11 protein-coding genes are annotated in these 17,950 nt (G+C 58.4%); 10 read left to right on the forward strand and 1 reads right to left on the reverse strand.

The window, feature by feature from the left end:
• The first annotated feature begins 67 nt into the window (after positions 1–67).
• Positions 68–1,420, forward strand: a complete 1,353-nt coding sequence (gene yegD / locus GSQ70_RS16535; RefSeq protein ID WP_158783555.1) for a molecular chaperone — start codon at positions 68–70, stop codon at positions 1,418–1,420.
• A 43-nt stretch (positions 1,421–1,463) separates the two neighbouring features.
• Here the strand turns inward: yegD and GSQ70_RS16540 are convergent, their stop codons facing one another.
• Positions 1,464–2,426: an aldo/keto reductase gene (locus GSQ70_RS16540; protein WP_158783556.1), complete on the reverse strand. Its 963-nt coding sequence runs from the start codon at positions 2,424–2,426 to the stop codon at positions 1,464–1,466.
• 241 nt (positions 2,427–2,667) lie between these two features.
• Between GSQ70_RS16540 and GSQ70_RS16545 the strand changes: the two genes are divergently transcribed.
• The 9 genes from GSQ70_RS16545 to GSQ70_RS16585 all read left to right on the forward strand — a co-directional run bounded on the left by GSQ70_RS16545 (position 2,668) and on the right by GSQ70_RS16585 (position 17,944).
• On the forward strand, positions 2,668–3,915 hold the full coding sequence (locus tag GSQ70_RS16545) for an MdtA/MuxA family multidrug efflux RND transporter periplasmic adaptor subunit (protein ID WP_158783557.1): 1,248 nt from the start codon (positions 2,668–2,670) through the stop codon (positions 3,913–3,915).
• Positions 3,915–7,034: an MdtB/MuxB family multidrug efflux RND transporter permease subunit gene (locus GSQ70_RS16550; protein WP_158783558.1), complete on the forward strand. Its 3,120-nt coding sequence runs from the start codon at positions 3,915–3,917 to the stop codon at positions 7,032–7,034. Before GSQ70_RS16545 ends, GSQ70_RS16550 begins: the two co-directional genes overlap by 1 nt.
• Positions 7,031–10,105 (forward strand): multidrug efflux RND transporter permease subunit MdtC, encoded by a 3,075-nt coding sequence (gene mdtC / locus GSQ70_RS16555; RefSeq protein ID WP_158783559.1) that lies wholly within the window; start codon positions 7,031–7,033, stop codon positions 10,103–10,105. The genes GSQ70_RS16550 and mdtC overlap by 4 nt, the downstream gene beginning before the upstream one ends.
• Positions 10,106–10,138: 33 nt before the next feature.
• Positions 10,139–11,548 carry an MFS transporter gene (locus tag GSQ70_RS16560; protein WP_158783560.1) on the forward strand — a complete coding sequence of 470 codons (1,410 nt, stop codon included), beginning with the start codon at positions 10,139–10,141 and terminating at the stop codon, positions 11,546–11,548.
• On the forward strand, positions 11,548–12,933 hold the full coding sequence (gene baeS, locus GSQ70_RS16565; RefSeq protein ID WP_158783561.1) for a two-component system sensor histidine kinase BaeS: 1,386 nt from the start codon (positions 11,548–11,550) through the stop codon (positions 12,931–12,933). The genes GSQ70_RS16560 and baeS overlap by 1 nt, the downstream gene beginning before the upstream one ends.
• Before the next feature lie 38 nt (positions 12,934–12,971).
• Positions 12,972–13,679 carry a two-component system response regulator BaeR gene (gene baeR / locus GSQ70_RS16570; protein ID WP_158783562.1) on the forward strand — a complete coding sequence of 236 codons (708 nt, stop codon included), beginning with the start codon at positions 12,972–12,974 and terminating at the stop codon, positions 13,677–13,679.
• Between the two features lie 116 nt (positions 13,680–13,795).
• Entirely contained in the window at positions 13,796–15,175 is a 1,380-nt protein-coding gene (gene yegQ, locus GSQ70_RS16575) for a tRNA 5-hydroxyuridine modification protein YegQ (RefSeq protein WP_158783563.1), read from the forward strand.
• Positions 15,176–15,476: 301 nt separating this feature from the next.
• Positions 15,477–16,379 (forward strand): lipid kinase YegS, encoded by a 903-nt coding sequence (gene yegS, locus GSQ70_RS16580; RefSeq protein WP_158783564.1) that lies wholly within the window; start codon positions 15,477–15,479, stop codon positions 16,377–16,379.
• A 221-nt stretch (positions 16,380–16,600) separates the two neighbouring features.
• Positions 16,601–17,944, forward strand: a complete 1,344-nt coding sequence (locus GSQ70_RS16585) for an MFS transporter (protein WP_158783565.1) — start codon at positions 16,601–16,603, stop codon at positions 17,942–17,944.
• Positions 17,945–17,950: the final 6 nt, after the last annotated feature.

Here is a 17,950-nt window from a genome sequence, read left to right on the forward strand (position 1 = left end):
TTCTTGCTCTCTTTTCGGGCCTGGGCTAAAGTCGCCCCTTTTTTTCATAGCCAGTTGAGGGGGACGAATGTTTATCGGCTTTGATTACGGTACGGCAAACTGCTCGGTAGCCATTATGAGCGAAGGCATGCCAGCACTGCTGCCGCTGGAAAACGGTTCCACATTACTGCCCTCTATGCTGTGTGCTCCGACCCGCGATTCGGTCAGCGAGTGGCTGTTCCGTCATCACCAGGTGCCCACGCCGGATGCGGATACCCAGGCGATCCTGCGCCGGGCCATCACACTCAACCGGGAAGAAGATATTGAAGTCATGCCAGCCAGCGTGCAGTTCGGTCTGGCCTCACTGGCTCACTATATGGCCGATCCGGAAGACGTCTGGTTCGTCAAATCCCCGAAATCCTTTCTCGGTGCCAGCGGCCTGAAGCCGCAGCAGGTGGCGTTTTTTGAGGATCTGGTCTGCGCGATGATGTTGCATATCCGCCAGACAGCAGAACAGCAGTTAAATGACAGCATCACCCAGGCGGTGATTGGCCGCCCGATCAACTTCCAGGGGCTGGGTGGCGATGAAGCCAACCGCCAGGCGCAGGGCATCCTGGCCCGTGCGGCCAGCCGTGCAGGATTTAAAGAAGTGGCGTTCCAGTTTGAACCGGTCGCTGCCGGACTGGATTATGAAGCGACCCTGCAGGCGGAGACGCGCGTGCTGGTTGTGGATATCGGCGGGGGAACCACCGACTGTTCGATGCTGCTGATGGGCCCGCAATGGCAGGATAAATCTGACCGCAATGGCAGCCTGTTGGGGCACAGCGGCTGCCGCGTGGGCGGAAACGATCTGGATATCATGCTGGCCTTTAAAGAGCTGATGCCGCTGCTGGGCCTGGGTGGCGCAACGGAGAAAGGTATCGCCCTGCCCGCGCTGCCGTGGTGGAACGCCGTGGCGATCAACGACGTTCCGGCACAGAGCGACTTCTACGCGACCGCCAGCCGCAAGCTGATTCAGGATTTGATCCGCGACGCGCAGGAGCCGGAGAAGGTGAAGCGCCTGCTGAAAGTCTGGCAGCAGCGCCTGAGCTATCGTCTGGTCCGTGCGGCGGAAGAGAGCAAGATTGCGCTGTCTGAACAGCCGCAGACGCTTTCCGCGCTGAACTTTATTGAGCAGTCGCTGGCAACGGAAATCACCGTGGATACGCTGAAAACCGCAATTGCACAGCCGTTGGAAAGAATTCAGGAGCAGGTAAAACTGGCGCTGGACGAGAGTGGCACCCGGCCGGATGTGATCTATCTGACTGGTGGCAGCGCCCGCTCGCCGGTTCTGCGACAGGCGCTGCAACAGCAGTTGCCTGATATCCCGCTGACCAGTGGCGATGACTTTGGTTCCGTCACCGCCGGTCTGGCCCGCTGGGCTCAGGTGATGTTCCGCTGATAAAGCCCTTCTTCAGCGGCTGACCCGCTGAAGTTAGCCTGATTCAGTAACTACTGGCTTCCGACAGCTCGCGGATGTCATCATCGCTGAGCTTCAGCGTGGCGGCTTTAGTCAGCTCATCGAGTTGCACCAGTGAAGTCACGCTGACGATAGGTGCGGTGATGCTCGGGCGGGCAATCTGCCAGGCCAGCGCAACCTGTGTTGGCGTGGCGTTATTCGCCTGAGCAACCTGATCAAGCGCTTCCAGAATACTCAGGCCGCGCTTGTTCAGGTACTTCTGCACCACGCCGTCACCCCGCTTACTTTTGCTGGCATCTTCCGGCTTGCGGTATTTCCCGCTGAGAAAGCCACTGGCCAGAGAGTAGTAGTTAATCACCGCCAGACCGTTATCGTGCGCAACTTTCTCCAGGCCGCTTTCATACTCTTCGCGATCATAGAGATTGTATTCCGGCTGCAGGGTTTCATAGCGGGCAATCCCGTTGTCTTTGCTGACCTTCAGCGCTTCAGCCAGACGGCTGGCGGAATAGTTGGAAGCGCCAATCGCCCGCACCTTGCCTTCTTTAATCAGCGCATCAAAAGTCTGCAGCGTATCCTGCAGCGGTGTGTCACTGTCATCGCGGTGCGCCTGATATAAATCGATGTAATCGGTCTGCAGACGACGCAGCGAATCTTCCACTGACTGGCGGATGTAAGCCGGTGCCAGACCGGTGTTCCCCTCGCCCATATCCATGCCGACTTTGGTTGCCAGCACTATCTGGTCGCGCTTGCCGCTCTGCTTCAGCCAGTTACCGATAATGGTCTCAGACTCGCCGCCTTTATTACCCGGTGCCCAGCGTGAGTATACATCAGCGGTATCGATGAAATACAACCCCTTCTCCACCAGCGCATCCAGCAGCGAGAAAGACGTTTTCTGGTCGACTGTCCAGCCAAATACGTTGCCGCCAAAGGTCAGGGTGGGAACTTTGATGCCGCTGAGGCCCAGTGAACGGTGTTCTGATTGACTCATAATCACTCTCCTGAGTTGAATGGTTTCGTGCGTGACTACAGCGTAGCAAACCTGGGGCAAACCGCTTCGTTGATTTGTGGCAAAAGATTTTCAGGTTGTGAATACTTACACGGACTGAACAGTTATCCTTATTTCCTTCAATTTTGAAGCCGTTAAACTCGCTAAACTAAAAAGCTTAGGGGTCGCCCTTTGCAGACCCTCGTGGATATCCAGACTTGCTACCGGAGAGCTGAAAACAACTATGAACAGCAAAAGCCGTTCCCGTAAAATTTTACCGATCCTTGTGGTGGCCGCTGTCGCCGCCGGTGGCTGGTACTGGTGGCACAGCCACAATGCAACTGCGCCGGAAAGCAGTAAAGGGGCAGAGCATCAACGGGCTGGCGGAGTTAAAGCGGGCGGTGGCAGACGCGGCGGAACCGGCGCGCTGGCCCCGGTACAGGCGGCTGAAGCCGTTCGTCAGAGCGTTCCTCAGTATCTTTCCGGTCTGGGCACCGTGACGGCAGCCAATACCGTCACCCTCCGCAGCCGCGTGGACGGCGACCTGATGGCGCTGCACTTTACGGAAGGGCAGGAAGTGAAAGCCGGGCAACTGCTGGCAGAAATAGATCCCCGTCCTTATCAGGTCGCGCTGACTCAGGCGCAGGGGCAGCTGGCAAAAGATCAGGCCACGCTGGCTAATGCACGCCGCGATCTCGCCCGCTATGAGAAGCTGGCAAAAACCAATCTCGTCTCACAGCAGGAAATGGATACCCAGCGTTCGCTGGTTAACGAAACGCTGGGCACCATTAAAGCCGATGAGGGCAGCGTCGCCAGCGCCCAGTTGAATCTGACCTACAGCCGTGTCACCTCCCCAATCTCTGGCCGTGTCGGCCTGAAGCAGGTTGATATTGGCAATTACATCACCAGCGGCGACACTAACGGCATTGTGGTGATCACCCAGACTCACCCGATCGATCTGGTGTTCAGCCTGCCGGAAAATGAAATCGGTACCATTCTGACCGCGCAGAAAACCGGCGAGCCCATTCCGGTCGAAGCCTGGGACCGCAGCAATAAAACCCTGCTGACCAGCGGCACGCTACTGAGCATGGACAACCAGATTGATGCCACCACCGGTACGGTAAAGCTGAAAGCCCGTTTCACCAATACTGACGACATGCTGTTCCCTAATCAGTTCGTCAATGCCCGCCTGAAGGTCAGCACCCTGCAGGATGCCATTGTCATCCCGGCTGCGGCGCTGCAGATGGGTAACGAAGGCAACTTCGTCTGGGTGGTGAACGAAGAGAACAAGGTCAGCAAGAAGCTGGTGACCACCGGGTTGCAGGACAGTCAGAAAGTGGTGATTAAAGCCGGTCTGGATGCCGGAGATAAAGTTGTCACCGACGGCATCGATCGCCTGACCGAAGGTGCGAAAGTCGAAGTGGTTGCGCCACAGTCCACTCCGCTGACTTCCGGTAAGATCGCCCAGCCTGCCAAAGGAGCCAGCTCCTGATGCAGGTCATGCCACCCAGCTCCAGCGGCGGGCCTTCCCGCCAGTTTATTCTTCGCCCGGTTGCCACCACCCTGTTGATGGTGGCGATCCTGCTTGCCGGGATCATCGGCTACCGCGCTCTGCCCGTTTCAGCCCTGCCGGAAGTGGACTATCCGACTATTCAGGTGGTCACGCTCTATCCCGGTGCCAGTCCGGATGTGGTGACCTCTTCGATTACCGCCCCGCTGGAGCGTCAGTTCGGCCAGATGTCAGGCCTGAAGCAGATGTCCTCGCAAAGCTCCGGGGGAGCCTCGGTGGTGACGCTGCAGTTCCAACTGACGCTTTCACTCGATGTCGCTGAGCAGGAAGTGCAGGCAGCGATCAACGCGGCCACCAACCTGCTGCCTTCCGACCTGCCCAACCCGCCGGTCTACAACAAAGTTAATCCGGCAGATCCGCCGATCATGACTCTGGCCGTCACCACCACCAGCATGCCGCTCACCCAGGTGCAGGATATGGTGGAGACGCGGGTGGCACAGAAAATCTCACAGGTTTCCGGCGTCGGCCTGGTCACCCTTTCAGGCGGTCAGCGTCCGGCCGTGCGGGTGAAACTGAATGCGCAGGCACTGGCAGCGCTGGGGCTGGACAGTGAGAGCATCCGCACCGCTATCAGCAATGCCAACGTCAACTCGGCGAAAGGCAGCCTTGACGGTCCGGAACGTTCGATCACCCTTTCCGCCAACGACCAGATGAAATCTGCCGAAGATTACCGCCAGCTGATCGTCTCTTATCAGAACGGTTCTCCGGTGCGGCTGCGCGACGTGGCAACCGTCGAACAGGGCGCGGAAAACAGCTGGCTGGGCGCGTGGGCTAACCGCCAGCCTGCCATCGTGCTGAACGTCCAACGCCAGCCCGGCGCGAACATCATTACCACCGCCGACAGTATCCGCCAGATGCTGCCGGGACTCACCGCCACGCTGCCAAAATCCGTCGACGTAAAGGTACTGACCGATCGGACCACCAATATTCGCGCCTCGGTACATGACGTGCAGTTCGAGCTGATGCTGGCAATTGCGCTGGTGGTGATGATTATCTACCTGTTCCTGCGCAACGTTCCGGCCACCATTATTCCTGCCGTGGCCGTGCCCCTGTCGCTGGTCGGCACCTTTGCAGCAATTTACTTCCTGGGCTTCTCGGTTAATAACCTGACGCTGATGGCGCTGACCATCGCCACCGGATTCGTGGTCGATGACGCGATAGTGGTGATCGAAAACATCTCACGCTACATCGAAAAAGGCGAAAAGCCCATGGCCGCCGCACTGAAGGGTGCCGGGGAAATCGGCTTCACCATTATCTCCCTGACCTTCTCGCTGATTGCGGTACTGATCCCGCTGCTGTTTATGGGCGATATTGTCGGCAGGCTGTTCCGCGAGTTTGCCGTTACTCTGGCAGTTTCCATTCTGATTTCGGCCGTAGTTTCGCTGACGCTGACGCCAATGATGTGCGCCAGAATGCTCAGCGCTGAGTCGCTGCGTAAACAGAACCGCTTCTCGCGCGCCAGCGAGGCGATGTTTGACCGGGTGATTGCCGGATATGGCCGTTGGCTTCGCCGGGTGCTGAACCACCCGTGGCTGACGCTCGGCGTGGCGCTGGGTACGCTGGCGATCACCGTGCTGCTGTGGATCACCATCCCGAAAGGCTTCTTCCCGGTACAGGATAACGGCATCATCCAGGGCACAGTGCAGGCTCCTCAGTCGATCTCTTACGCCAAAATGTCCCAGCGGCAGCAGGAAGTGGCCTCAATCATCATGAAAGATCCGGCGGTACAAAGCCTGACTTCATTTGTCGGCGTGGACGGGACCAACCCGGCGCTGAACAGCGGCAGGCTGCAGATCAATCTCAAGCCGCTTGATGAACGTGATGACCGAATACCGGAAGTGATTAAGCGTTTGCAGGATGAGGTGTCACGGCTTCCGGGCATCAATTTGTACCTGCAGCCGGTGCAGGATCTGACGATCGATACCACCGCCAGCCGCACCCAGTACCAGTTCACGCTGCAGGCCGGATCGCTGGAGTCGTTGAGCCTGTGGGTACCGCAGCTGACCAGTGAACTGGCGAAACTGCCTGAACTGCAGGATGTCAGCAGCGACTGGCAGGATCAGGGGCTGGAAGCCTTTATCCGCGTCGACCGCGATAACGCCAGCCGCCTGGGGATCACCATGGCGGATGTGGATAACGCCCTGTATAACGCCTTCGGTCAGCGCCTGATTTCCACCATCTATACCCAGGCTAATCAGTATCGCGTGGTGCTGGAGAACGACACCACCGCCACGCCGGGGCTGGCTTCGCTGGATGCCATTCGCCTGAACAGCAGCACGGGTAGCGTGGTGCCACTCAGCGCAATTGCAAAAGTGGAACAACGTCACGGCGCATTGAGTATCAACCATCTCGACCAGTTCCCGTCCACCACCTTCTCGTTCAACGTCAGCGACGGCTATTCGCTGGAGCAGGCGGTCAACGCTATCATCAAGGCCGAGAAAGACCTGGCGATGCCGTCGGAAATCATGACCCAGTTCCAGGGCAGCACGTTGGCCTTCCAGGCCGCGCTCTCCAGTACCGTCTGGCTGATTGTGGCGGCTGTGGTGGCGATGTATATCGTGCTGGGCGTGCTGTATGAGAGCTTTATCCATCCGATCACCATTCTCTCCACGCTGCCCACTGCGGGCGTGGGGGCGCTGCTGGCGCTGATGATCGCTGGCTGCGAGCTGGATGTCATCGCAATAATCGGCATTATCCTGCTGATTGGCATCGTGAAGAAAAACGCCATCATGATGATCGACTTTGCACTAGCTGCGGAGCGGGAACAGGGCATGGCACCTTATGAAGCGATTTATCAGGCCTGCCTGCTCCGCTTCCGTCCAATTCTGATGACCACGCTGGCGGCCCTGCTCGGCGCGCTGCCGCTGATGCTGAGTAGCGGCGTCGGGGCCGAACTGCGTCGTCCGCTGGGCATCGCCATGGTGGGTGGCCTGGTGGTCAGCCAGGTGCTGACGCTGTTCACCACGCCGGTGATCTATCTGCTGTTTGACCGTCTGGCGCACGCGACCCGCCGCCGCTTCAAGCGGGAGGAAGCGCAGTGAAATTTTTTGCGCTGTTTATTCACCGCCCGGTAGCGACCATCCTGCTGACCATCGCCATTGCGCTGGCGGGTATTCTCGGCTTCAGGCTGCTACCGGTGGCCCCGCTGCCGCAGGTCGATTTCCCGGTGATCATGATTTCGGCTTCGCTGCCGGGGGCTTCGCCGGAAACCATGGCCTCGTCAGTTGCCACTCCGCTTGAACGCTCGCTGGGCCGGATCGCTGGCGTGACGGAGATGACCTCCACCAGCTCACTCGGCAGCACGCGCATTATCCTGGTGTTTGATTACGACCGTGACATCAACGGCGCTGCCCGTGACGTGCAGGGTGCGATCAACGCGGCACAAAGCTTGTTGCCAAGCGGCATGCCGAGCCGTCCGACCTATCGCAAGGCCAATCCTTCCGATGCGCCGATCATGATCATGACGCTGACTTCGGACACTTATTCCCAGGGGCAGCTGTATGACTACGCCTCCACCCAGCTGGCGCAGAAATTGTCGCAAATCGACGGGGTCGGCGACGTCACCATCGGCGGCAGCTCGCTGCCTGCGGTGCGGGTGGAGCTGAATCCGCAGGCACTGTTTAATCAGGGCGTGTCACTGGATGCCGTACGACAGGCCATCTCCAACGCCAACCAGCGCCGTCCGCAGGGCGCGATTGAAGATCTTAACCAGCGCTGGCAGTTAAAAACCAACGATGAGCTGCAAACCGCCGCAGACTATCAGCCGCTGGTGGTGCACTACAGCAACGGCTCGGCGGTGCGCCTGCAGGATGTGGCAAACGTCACTGACTCGGTGCAGGACGTCCGCAACGCCGGTATGGCCAACGCGAAACCGGCCATCCTGGTGCTGATCCGCAAGCTGCCTGAAGCGAACATCATCGACACCGTGGACAGGATCCGCGCGGAAGTGCCGGAGCTGAGTAAAATCATTCCGGCATCAATCCATATGGATGTGGCACAGGATCGTTCGCCCACCATCCGTGCCTCACTGGCTGAGGTGGAGCAGTCTCTGGTGATCTCCGTCGGATTGGTGATCCTGGTTGTGTTCCTGTTCCTGCGTTCCGGTCGCGCCACGCTGATCCCGGCGGTTGCCGTTCCCGTCTCGCTGATTGGCACTTTTGCCGCTATGTACCTGTGCGGCTTCAGCCTGAATAACCTGTCGCTGATGGCGCTGACCGTGGCTACCGGCTTTGTGGTGGATGATGCCATCGTGGTGCTGGAGAATATCTCCCGCCATGTGGAAGCCGGGATGAAGCCGCTGCAGGCTTCGTTGCAGGGCGTGCGTGAAGTAGGCTTTACCGTGCTGTCGATGAGCCTGTCGCTGATTGCGGTATTCCTGCCGCTGCTGATGCTGGGCGGCCTGATCGGGCGCTTCTTCAAAGAGTTCGCCCTCACCCTCTCGGTCTCTATCGCCATTTCGCTGGTGATCTCTGTCACGCTAACGCCAATGATGTGCGCCCGTCTGCTGAAGGCGCATCCGCAGAAACGCGAGCAGCCGCGGCTGAAGGGCTTCGGCAAGCTTCTGGTGAAATTGCAGCAGGGCTATGGCCGCTCGCTGAACTGGGTACTGAACCACGCGCGCTGGACGCTGCTGGTGTTTATCGCCACTATCGGCCTGACAATGTACCTGTACGTTTCCATTCCGAAAACCTTTATGCCCGAGCAGGACACCGGGCGGCTGATGGGCTTTATCCAGGCCGATCAGAGCATCTCGTTCCAGGCGATGCGCGGCAAGCTGGAAGACTTTATGAAAATCGTTCGCGATGACCCGGCGGTGGAAAGCGTGGTGGGTTTTACCGGGGGATCGCGCACCAACAGCGGCTCGATGTTTATCTCGCTTAAGCCGCTGACCGAGCGCAGTGAGAACGCCCAGGAAGTGATCGCCCGGTTGCGCACCAAGCTGGCGAAAGAGCCGGGAGCCAACCTCTATCTGCAGGCGGTGCAGGATCTGCGCGTGGGAGGACGAGAATCCAATGCCGGTTATCAGTACACGCTGTTGTCAGACAGCCTGGACGATTTGCGCGTCTGGGAGCCCAAAATCCGCCAGGCCTTCGCCGCGCTGCCGGAGCTGGCAGACGTTAACTCCGATCAGCAGGACAAAGGCTCGGAAATGGCGCTGACCTATGACCGCGAAAGCATGGCGCGGCTGGGAATTGACGTGTCTGACGCTAACAGCCTGCTGAATAACGCCTTCGGCCAGCGGCAGATCTCAACCATCTACCAGCCGCTGAACCAGTACAAAGTGGTGATGGAAGTGGATCCGCGCTACACCCAGGACATCAGCTCGCTGGATTTAATGTACGTGATTAACAATGACGGCAAGGCCATTCCGCTGTCGTACTTCGCGAAGTGGCAACCGGCCAACTCCCCGCTGTCGGTCAACCATCAGGGGCTGTCGGCGGCGTCCACCATCTCCTTTAACCTGCCGGAAGGCGTCTCGCTCTCTGAGGCTTCCGATGCCATTGACCGCAGCATGACTTCGCTGGGCGTGCCGAACAGCGTGCGCGGCAGCTTTGCCGGGACCGCGCAGGTATTCCAGCAGACGCAGAGCAGTCAGCTGTGGCTGATTCTGGCCGCCATTGCCACGGTGTATATCGTGCTGGGGATACTTTATGAGAGTTACGTTCATCCGCTGACCATCCTCTCCACCCTGCCCTCGGCAGGCGTGGGAGCCCTGCTGGCGCTGGAGTTGTTTAATGCCCCGTTCAGTCTGATTGCGCTGATCGGTATTCTGCTGCTGATCGGCATCGTGAAGAAGAACGCCATCATGATGGTGGACTTTGCGCTGGATGCCCAGCGTAACGGCGATCTCACCGCCCGGGACGCTATATTCCAGGCCAGCCTGCTGCGTTTCCGGCCAATTATGATGACCACGCTGGCCGCGCTGTTTGGTGCCCTGCCGCTGGTGCTGACCTCCGGAGACGGCGCGGAGCTGCGCCAGCCGCTGGGGATCACCATCGTCGGCGGCCTGGTAATGAGCCAGCTGTTAACGCTGTATACCACGCCGGTGGTGTATCTCTACATGGACAAATTGCGGCGGAAGCCCGCACCCGAACTGGCGAGCGCAGAGTAATCCGTGCCCAATAACTCAGGAATGCTTTAAAAAATGAATACGCTTCCCCCAACCGTGCGCTGGCAGCTGTGGATTGTGGCCTTTGGCTTTTTTATGCAGTCGCTGGATACCACCATCGTCAACACTGCCCTGCCCTCAATGGCGGTGAGCCTGAGCGAAAACCCGCTGCATATGCATTCGGTAGTGGTCTCCTATGTGCTGACCGTGGCGGTGATGCTGCCGGTCAGCGGCTGGCTGGCGGACCGGTTCGGGGTTCGTAACATCTTCTTCAGCGCCATTATCCTGTTCAGCCTCGGGTCGCTGTTCTGCGCGATGGCGACCACGCTGGACCAGCTGATGGCGGCCCGGGTGCTGCAGGGGATTGGCGGGGCGATGATGGTGCCGGTCGGGCGACTGACGGTAATGAAGCTGGTACCGCGCGAGCAGTATATGGCAGCGATGACCTTCGTCACCCTGCCCGGCCAGGTAGGCCCGCTGCTCGGCCCGGCGCTGGGCGGTATTCTGGTGCAGTATGCCAGCTGGCACTGGATCTTCCTGATTAATCTGCCGGTCGGCCTGATTGGCGCGATAGCCACCCTGACGCTGATGCCCAACCTCAGACTGCCCCCCAGGCGGTTCGACTTTATCGGCTTTGTGCTGCTGGCCGCGGGAATGGCCACGCTGACTCTCGCCCTCGACGGACAGAGAGGGTTGGGCATTTCGCCTCTGATGCTCTGTCTGTTCATCCTGATTGGGGTCTTCGCCCTGCTGTTCTACCTGATGCATGCCCGCGGCAACGACCACGCGCTGTTCAGCCTGAAGCTGTTTGATAACCGCATCTACTCCATCGGCCTGCTGGGCAGCTTCACCGGCCGTATCGGCAGCGGCATGCTGCCGTTTATGGCACCGATTTTCCTGCAGGTCGGCATGGGCTTCACTCCGTTCCACGCCGGGCTGATGATGATCCCGATGGTACTGGGGAATATGGGAATGAAGCGCATCGTGGTGCAAATCGTTAACCGCTTTGGCTACCGCAACGTGCTGGTCGGCTCAACGGTCAGCCTGAGCCTGGTGGTACTGCTGTTCCCGGCGGTGGCGCTGATGGGTTGGGAGTGGCTGTTGCCGGTGGTCTTGTTCCTGCTGGGTATGGTTAACGCCATCCGCTTCTCTTCAATGAATACCCTGACGCTGAAAGAGCTGCCGGACGATCTGGCCAGCAGTGGCAACAGCCTGCTGTCGATGATTATGCAGCTGTCGATGAGTATCGGCGTTACCGTGGCCGGGCTGCTGCTCGGCACCTTCGGCCATCAGGCCGTGGCCGACAGCCCTGCGGTGCACCAGGCCTTTATCTATACCTATTTGTGTATGGCGCTGATCATTATTCTGCCCGCGCTGGTGTTCTGGCGCGTGCCGACTGACGTCAGTAAAAACGTGGTTCTGAGCCGCCGCCGGAGGAGCTCCTGATGTTTGCGAAGTTGCGTATCGGCATTACCGTCAAGCTGTTTGCAGCGATCTTTTCCACCTGCATGCTGGTGCTGATCACCATGCACTGGGGCGTGCGCCTGAGTTTTGAGCATGGCTTTATCGACTACATCAAAAAAGGTAACGAACAGCGGCTGGTGATGCTCAGCGATGCGCTGGCCGATCAGTACGAACAGCATGGCAACTGGGAGTTTCTGCGCAACAACAACCGGCTGGTGTTTCAGATCCTGCGCTCGCTGGAGCAGAATCCCGATGCCAGCAACCAGCTGCCGCCGCATGGCTGGCGCACCCAGTTCTGGATTATCGACCAGCAGTATCACGTGATGATTGGTCCGCGCGCACCGGTGCCGCCGGAAGGAAACCGCCGCAATATCACCACCAGCGACGGGCATATCGTCGGCTGGGTAATTGGTTCACCGCCGGAGCGGCTGACCCGCAGCGCGGATATCAACTTCGACAAACAGCAGGAGCGTACCAGCTGGATCATCGTGGGTCTGACCATGCTGCTGGCAGCAACGGTGACCTGGCTGATGTCGCGCGGCCTGCTGGCACCGGTTAAGCGCCTGGTGGAAGGTACCCATCATCTGGCCGCCGGGGATTTCACCAGCCGGGTGGAAGCCAATAACCGTGATGAGCTGGGACGCCTGGCGCAGGACTTTAACCGCCTTGCCAGCACGCTGGAGAAGAATGAAAGTATGCGCCGGGCGTTTATGGCTGATATCTCTCATGAGCTGAGAACACCACTGGCGATCCTGCGCGGCGAGCTGGAAGCCATTCAGGATGGGGTGCGCAAACTGACGCCGGAATCCATCGTTTCGCTGCAGGGTGAAGTCAGCACGCTGACCAAACTGGTGGATGACGTCCACCAGCTGTCGCTCTCCGATGAGGGTGCCCTCGCCTACCGCAAAAGCAATACCGACCTGGTACCGCTGCTGGAGATGGTGGCAGCCAATTTCACCAACCGCTATCAGCAGCGTAACCTGAAGCTGACTCTGCTCCTGCCGGATCGGGCACCGCTGTTTGGCGATCCGGACCGCCTGATGCAGCTGTTCACCAATCTGATGGAAAACAGCCTGCGCTATACCGACGCGGGCGGTAGCCTCACTGTCACACTGGTGTCCCAGCCCGAACAGCAAATTCTCTTTTTCGACGATACCTCTCCCGGCATTACCGACGAGCAGCGCGGGCAAATTTTCGAACGATTTTTCCGCGCGGAAAGTTCGCGTAACCGGGCCAGCGGCGGCTCCGGGCTTGGCCTGGCGATCTGTCAGAACATTGTTGAAGCGCACGACGGCAGCATTAAAGCGGATCACTCCGATGCCGGAGGCCTGAGAATTACGGTACACTTACCCTGCAAAACCAATTGATGGAGGGGATTTCCCCTTTAAGCGGCGCAGGGAGTGTCATGACCCAGGAAACGTATGCCCCACTGATCTTAGTGGTTGAAGATGAACCTAAACTCGGCCAGCTGCTGGTGGATTATCTGCAGGCCGCCAATTATCGCACCCACCACCTGCTGCGGGGCGATGAGGTGCTGGAGTACGTTAAGCAGACCCCGCCGGATCTGATCCTGCTGGACCTGATGCTGCCGGGTCTGGATGGCCTGTCGATCAGCCGCGAAATCCGCCGTTTCTCCGAGCTGCCGATCATTATGGTTACCGCCAAAACCGAAGAGATTGACCGCCTGCTGGGACTGGAAATCGGTGCCGATGACTATATCTGCAAGCCGTTCAGTCCGCGTGAAGTGGTAGCGCGCGTCAAGACGATCCTGAAGCGCTGTCAGCGCACGCCGGAAGAGGCCCAGAAAGCCTCGTCGTTGGTGGTGGATGAAGGCCGTTTTCAGGCCAGCTGGGAAGAGTCAATTCTGGACCTGACGCCTGCCGAATTCCGCCTGCTGAAAACGCTGGCGCAGGAACCGGGCAAGGTCTTCTCCCGCGAGATGCTGCTGAACCATCTTTATGACGATTACCGCGTGGTAACCGACCGGACTATCGACAGCCATATCAAGAACCTGCGCCGCAAGCTGGAGTCACTGGATGCCGACCAGCCCTTTATCCGCGCGGTCTACGGCATGGGCTACCGCTGGGAAGCAGATGTCTGCAGATTGATCTAGCGCAATTTACATTCCCCCCGCCAGCTTTTACAATCCCCCACAATCTGCAAGGCCGCCTTTTGGGTGGCCTTTCTCGCAATATCTGACCTGACATCAGACAAAAATCGGAAATTCCCATGTTTAAACCGGAACTGCTTTCCCCTGCCGGCACCCTGAAAAACATGCGCTTCGCCTTCGCCTATGGCGCAGACGCCGTGTATGCCGGACAGCCCCGCTACAGCCTGCGCGTGCGCAATAATGAATTTAATCACCAGAACCTTGCTATCGGCATCAATGAAGCCCATGCACTGGGGAAAAAATTCTACGTGGTGGTCAATATAGCCCCGCATAACGCCAAGCTGAAAACCTTTATCCGCGATCTGGAGCCGGTGGTGGCGATGGGGCCGGACGCGCTGATCATGTCCGACCCGGGTCTGATTATGATGGTGCGGGAAGCGTTCCCGGAGATGGATGTGCACCTGTCCGTGCAGGCCAACGCGGTGAACTGGGCAACAGTGAAGTTCTGGCAGCAGATGGGTCTGACCCGGGCAATCCTCTCCCGGGAGCTGTCACTGGACGAGATTGCCGAAATCCGCCAGCAGGTACCAGACATGGAGCTGGAGATCTTTGTCCACGGCGCATTATGCATGGCCTATTCCGGTCGCTGCCTGCTCTCCGGGTATATTAACAAGCGCGATCCGAACCAGGGAACCTGCACCAACGCCTGCCGCTGGGAGTATAAGGTACAGGAAGGCAAGCAGGATGAGCTGGGGCAGATTGTGCACCAGTATCAGCCGATCCCGGTGAAGAACGTCGAGCCAACATTGGGCGAAGGCCAGCCGACCGATAAAGTGTTTATGATCGAGGAGTCAATGCGGCCGGGCGAGTATATGACCGCTTTTGAAGATGAACACGGCACCTATATCATGAATTCCAAAGACCTGCGCGCCGTGGCGCACGTCGGTCGCCTGACGCAGATGGGCGTGCACTCGCTGAAGATTGAAGGCCGTACCAAGTCGCACTATTACTGCGCCCGCACCGCCCAGGTTTATCGCCGCGCCATCGACGACGCCGCTGCCGGTAAACCGTTTGATGAATCGCTGCTGGAAACGCTGGAAGGCCTGGCCCATCGCGGCTACACCGAAGGCTTCCTGCGCCGCCACACCCACGACAGCTACCAGAACTACGAACACAGCTTCTCCGCTTCCGATCGTCAGCAGTTTGTCGGCGAGTTTACCGGCGAGCGCCGTGGAGAAATGGTCATGGTTGAGGTGAAGAACAAGTTCAGCGTCGGCGACAGCCTGGAGCTGATGACCCCGGCAGGCAACATCAATTTCAGACTGGAGAGAATGGAAAATCTGAAACTTCAGCCTGCAGAAGTGGCACCCGGTAACGGCCACTTTGTCTGGATCCCAATCCCGGAAGAGATTGACCTTAATTACGCCCTGCTGATGCGGAATTTCCCTGATGCACCGGTGAGCGCAGTGGAGACTGATTCGGCTGAGGTTAACGACTGAACCCGGCAGTGGGGGGCGACGGTGACAATAAGTTCCAAACTGTACCGAAAACTGGAATCATTTCGTGCTGTAATTAGAATCCGATCACATAACCTTGCGCAATTCCCGGCTATGATGCGCAGGCTCAAAATGACTAACTCGAAACAGCAGTTTTTTCCTGAACCACCTCCTTGGCCCGCCCGGCTCCCCCGGTCGGGCTTTTCTTTTGCCACCACTTTCCCCCCGCGCCCCCTGCCGTTGGCAAAATGTGCTATAAATGAAGCAGTTTTATATTTGAGTCCGTTCTGACAGGAAAAAAATCATGGACAAACATTCGCTTACCCTGGCGATCCTCAACGGCAAGGGGGCAGGCAACGAAGCCCTGCGCGCAGCCATTATGACGCTGCGCAAAGAAGGTGTGCCAGTTGAGGTTCGTGTCACATGGGAACACGGTGACGGAGAGCGTTACGTCAGGGAAGCCATGGCGCTGGGCGCGACGACCGTTGTCGCCGGTGGCGGCGATGGCACCATCAATGAGATTGCGACCGCGCTGGCAGGACTTGAAGCGGCAGGTCGCCCGGTGCTGGGGATTATTCCGCTGGGAACCGCCAATGACTTCGCCACCAGCGCCGGGATCCCGGAAGAGATGGAGAATGCGCTGCGACTGGCTATCGTCGGCAAAGCCACGCCGGTCGATATCGCCAGAGTGAATCAGGATCGCTACTTCATCAATATGGCCACCGGCGGATTTGGCACCCGTATCACCACGGAAACCCCGGAAAAACTGAAGTCCGCACTGGGCGGTGTCTCCTATTTTATTCATGGGCTGATGCGCATGGATCAGCTTAAGGCAGACAGCTGTGAATTGCGCGGCCCGGGCTTCAGCTGGCAGGGTGATGCACTGGTGATCGGTATTGGCAACGGACGTCAGGCCGGAGGTGGGCAGCGCCTCTGCCCGTATGCATTGATCAACGACGGCAAGCTGGAGTTGAGCATCGTCACCTCGAAAGAGATCCTGCCGACGCTGCTCAACTCAATGATTGGCGGCGACGATGATAACCCGAATATCATCCGCGCTTCCCTGCCATGGCTGGAAATCCACGCCCCACACGAGATGACGTTTAATCTCGACGGCGAGCCGCTGAGCGGCAAAATGTTCCGGATTGAGGTGATGCCGGATGCCCTCTCGTGCCGCTTGCCACCTTCGTGTGAACTGCTGGCCTGATCCGCTGAAACTGGCACCGCGGTGACTTCCGCGTTGCCAGAAAATTTTCATTCAACCTCGTCTGCCTCCTCCTTACCACCATCGGCATTTCCTCACACCGTTTTAATTCACAAAAAATTAACAGTTAAGACTGTGATCGCTCTCGCAGGTCAGCTCACCAACAACTTGTATGGTAGTAGTCAAACAGGATGTTTCCTTTCCAACACCAAAAAGGGCTGCCAATGAGCGACACTCCAGTAACCTCTACTGCCGAAGAAAAGGCGGGCAATACTTCGCTGATCCGCCGGGTGGCGAGCGCATCCGCCATTGGTACCGCAGCGGAATATTATGATTTTTTTGCCTATGGCACCGCTGCCGTACTTTTTTTTGGCCATCTGTTCTTCCCCAGCAGCGATCCGCTGATTAGCACGCTGGCAGCGTTTGCCACCTATGCGGTGGGCTTTCTGGCCCGGCCGCTGGGCGGTATTGTTTTTGGCCATATTGGCGATAAAGTCGGCCGCAAAAAAGCGCTGGTCTTCACTATCCTGCTGGTCGGCCTTGGGACTTTCTGCATCGGCCTGCTGCCAACCTATGAAAAAATCGGCATCTGGGCGCCGGTATTGCTGATCTTTATCCGCGTGTTGCAGGGATTTGGCGTCGGAGGAGAACAGGCCGGTGCGGTATTAATGACCGCTGAATATGCCGAACCTCGCCGTCGTGGCTTTTTCGCCAGCTGGGTGCAGATTGGCGCTCCGGTAGGCTTTCTGCTGCCGCTGGCACTGTTTGCCATCCTGACCGCCACGCTCTCTCCGGAGAAAATGATGGACTGGGGCTGGCGCATCCCTTTCCTGCTCAGCGCCCTGCTGGTGATTGTGGGCATGTTTATCCGCCTGCGCATTGATGAATCGCCAGTGTTTGCCCGCATTCGCGAAACGAAAGCCGCTGAATCCCGTCCGGTGATGGAAGTGCTGCGCGACTATCCCGGCATCATCGTGCACGGCGTGGCTGCCAAACTGATCGAAGCCTGTGCCTTTGCACTGTTCACGGTGATTATTCTGGCATGGGGCAAAGCCAACCATCTCAGCGATACCCTGCTGATGGAAACAATGATCGTGGCGGTGGTGCTGGAAATCATCGCAATTCCGCTGATGGGCCGCCTGTCGGATCGGATTGGCCGTAAACCGGTCTATATGATCGGTGCCCTGCTGATCACGCTGACCATCGTACCGTTCTTTATTGCCATGAGTCAGAACACCTTCTGGCTGGCGCAACTGGCGATGATTGTGGTACTGACGCTGGGCCACAGCATGTGCTATGCCCCACAGGCCGCCTGGTTCCCGGAACTGTTCCCCACGCATATTCGCTGCAGCGGGATCGCGCTGATCTGGCAAATCGGCTCGCTGATTGGCAGCGGCGTGTTGGGGCTGGTCGCGGTGAAGATATTACAGATGACGGGCGGCCATTATTACGGGCTGGCCATTTATGTGGTGGTGCTGGGCTTGCTGTCGCTCTATGGTCTTTCACGCCTGCCGGAGACGGCACCCGGCAAACGCGGCGCAGAGTTTCACTCCTGGGAAAAACATTAATACGCC

Origin of the sequence: Pantoea sp. BAV 3049 (assembly GCF_009765445.1) — a bacterium.
Classification (GTDB): domain Bacteria; phylum Pseudomonadota; class Gammaproteobacteria; order Enterobacterales; family Enterobacteriaceae; genus Erwinia.

What these genes read in the sequence shown, in the direction of transcription:
- GSQ70_RS16540 (WP_158783556.1), bottom strand. Translation starts at nt 2,426, where the DNA reads ATGAGTCAATCAGAACACCGTTCACTGGGCCTCAGCGGCATCAAAGTT.
- yegD (WP_158783555.1), top strand. Translation starts at nt 68, where the DNA reads ATGTTTATCGGCTTTGATTACGGTACGGCAAACTGCTCGGTAGCCATT.
- yegS (WP_158783564.1), top strand. Translation starts at nt 15,477, where the DNA reads ATGGACAAACATTCGCTTACCCTGGCGATCCTCAACGGCAAGGGGGCA.
- baeS (WP_158783561.1), top strand. Translation starts at nt 11,548, where the DNA reads ATGTTTGCGAAGTTGCGTATCGGCATTACCGTCAAGCTGTTTGCAGCG.
- GSQ70_RS16560 (WP_158783560.1), top strand. Translation starts at nt 10,139, where the DNA reads ATGAATACGCTTCCCCCAACCGTGCGCTGGCAGCTGTGGATTGTGGCC.
- GSQ70_RS16545 (WP_158783557.1), top strand. Translation starts at nt 2,668, where the DNA reads ATGAACAGCAAAAGCCGTTCCCGTAAAATTTTACCGATCCTTGTGGTG.
- yegQ (WP_158783563.1), top strand. Translation starts at nt 13,796, where the DNA reads ATGTTTAAACCGGAACTGCTTTCCCCTGCCGGCACCCTGAAAAACATG.
- GSQ70_RS16585 (WP_158783565.1), top strand. Translation starts at nt 16,601, where the DNA reads ATGAGCGACACTCCAGTAACCTCTACTGCCGAAGAAAAGGCGGGCAAT.
- baeR (WP_158783562.1), top strand. Translation starts at nt 12,972, where the DNA reads ATGACCCAGGAAACGTATGCCCCACTGATCTTAGTGGTTGAAGATGAA.
- GSQ70_RS16550 (WP_158783558.1), top strand. Translation starts at nt 3,915, where the DNA reads ATGCAGGTCATGCCACCCAGCTCCAGCGGCGGGCCTTCCCGCCAGTTT.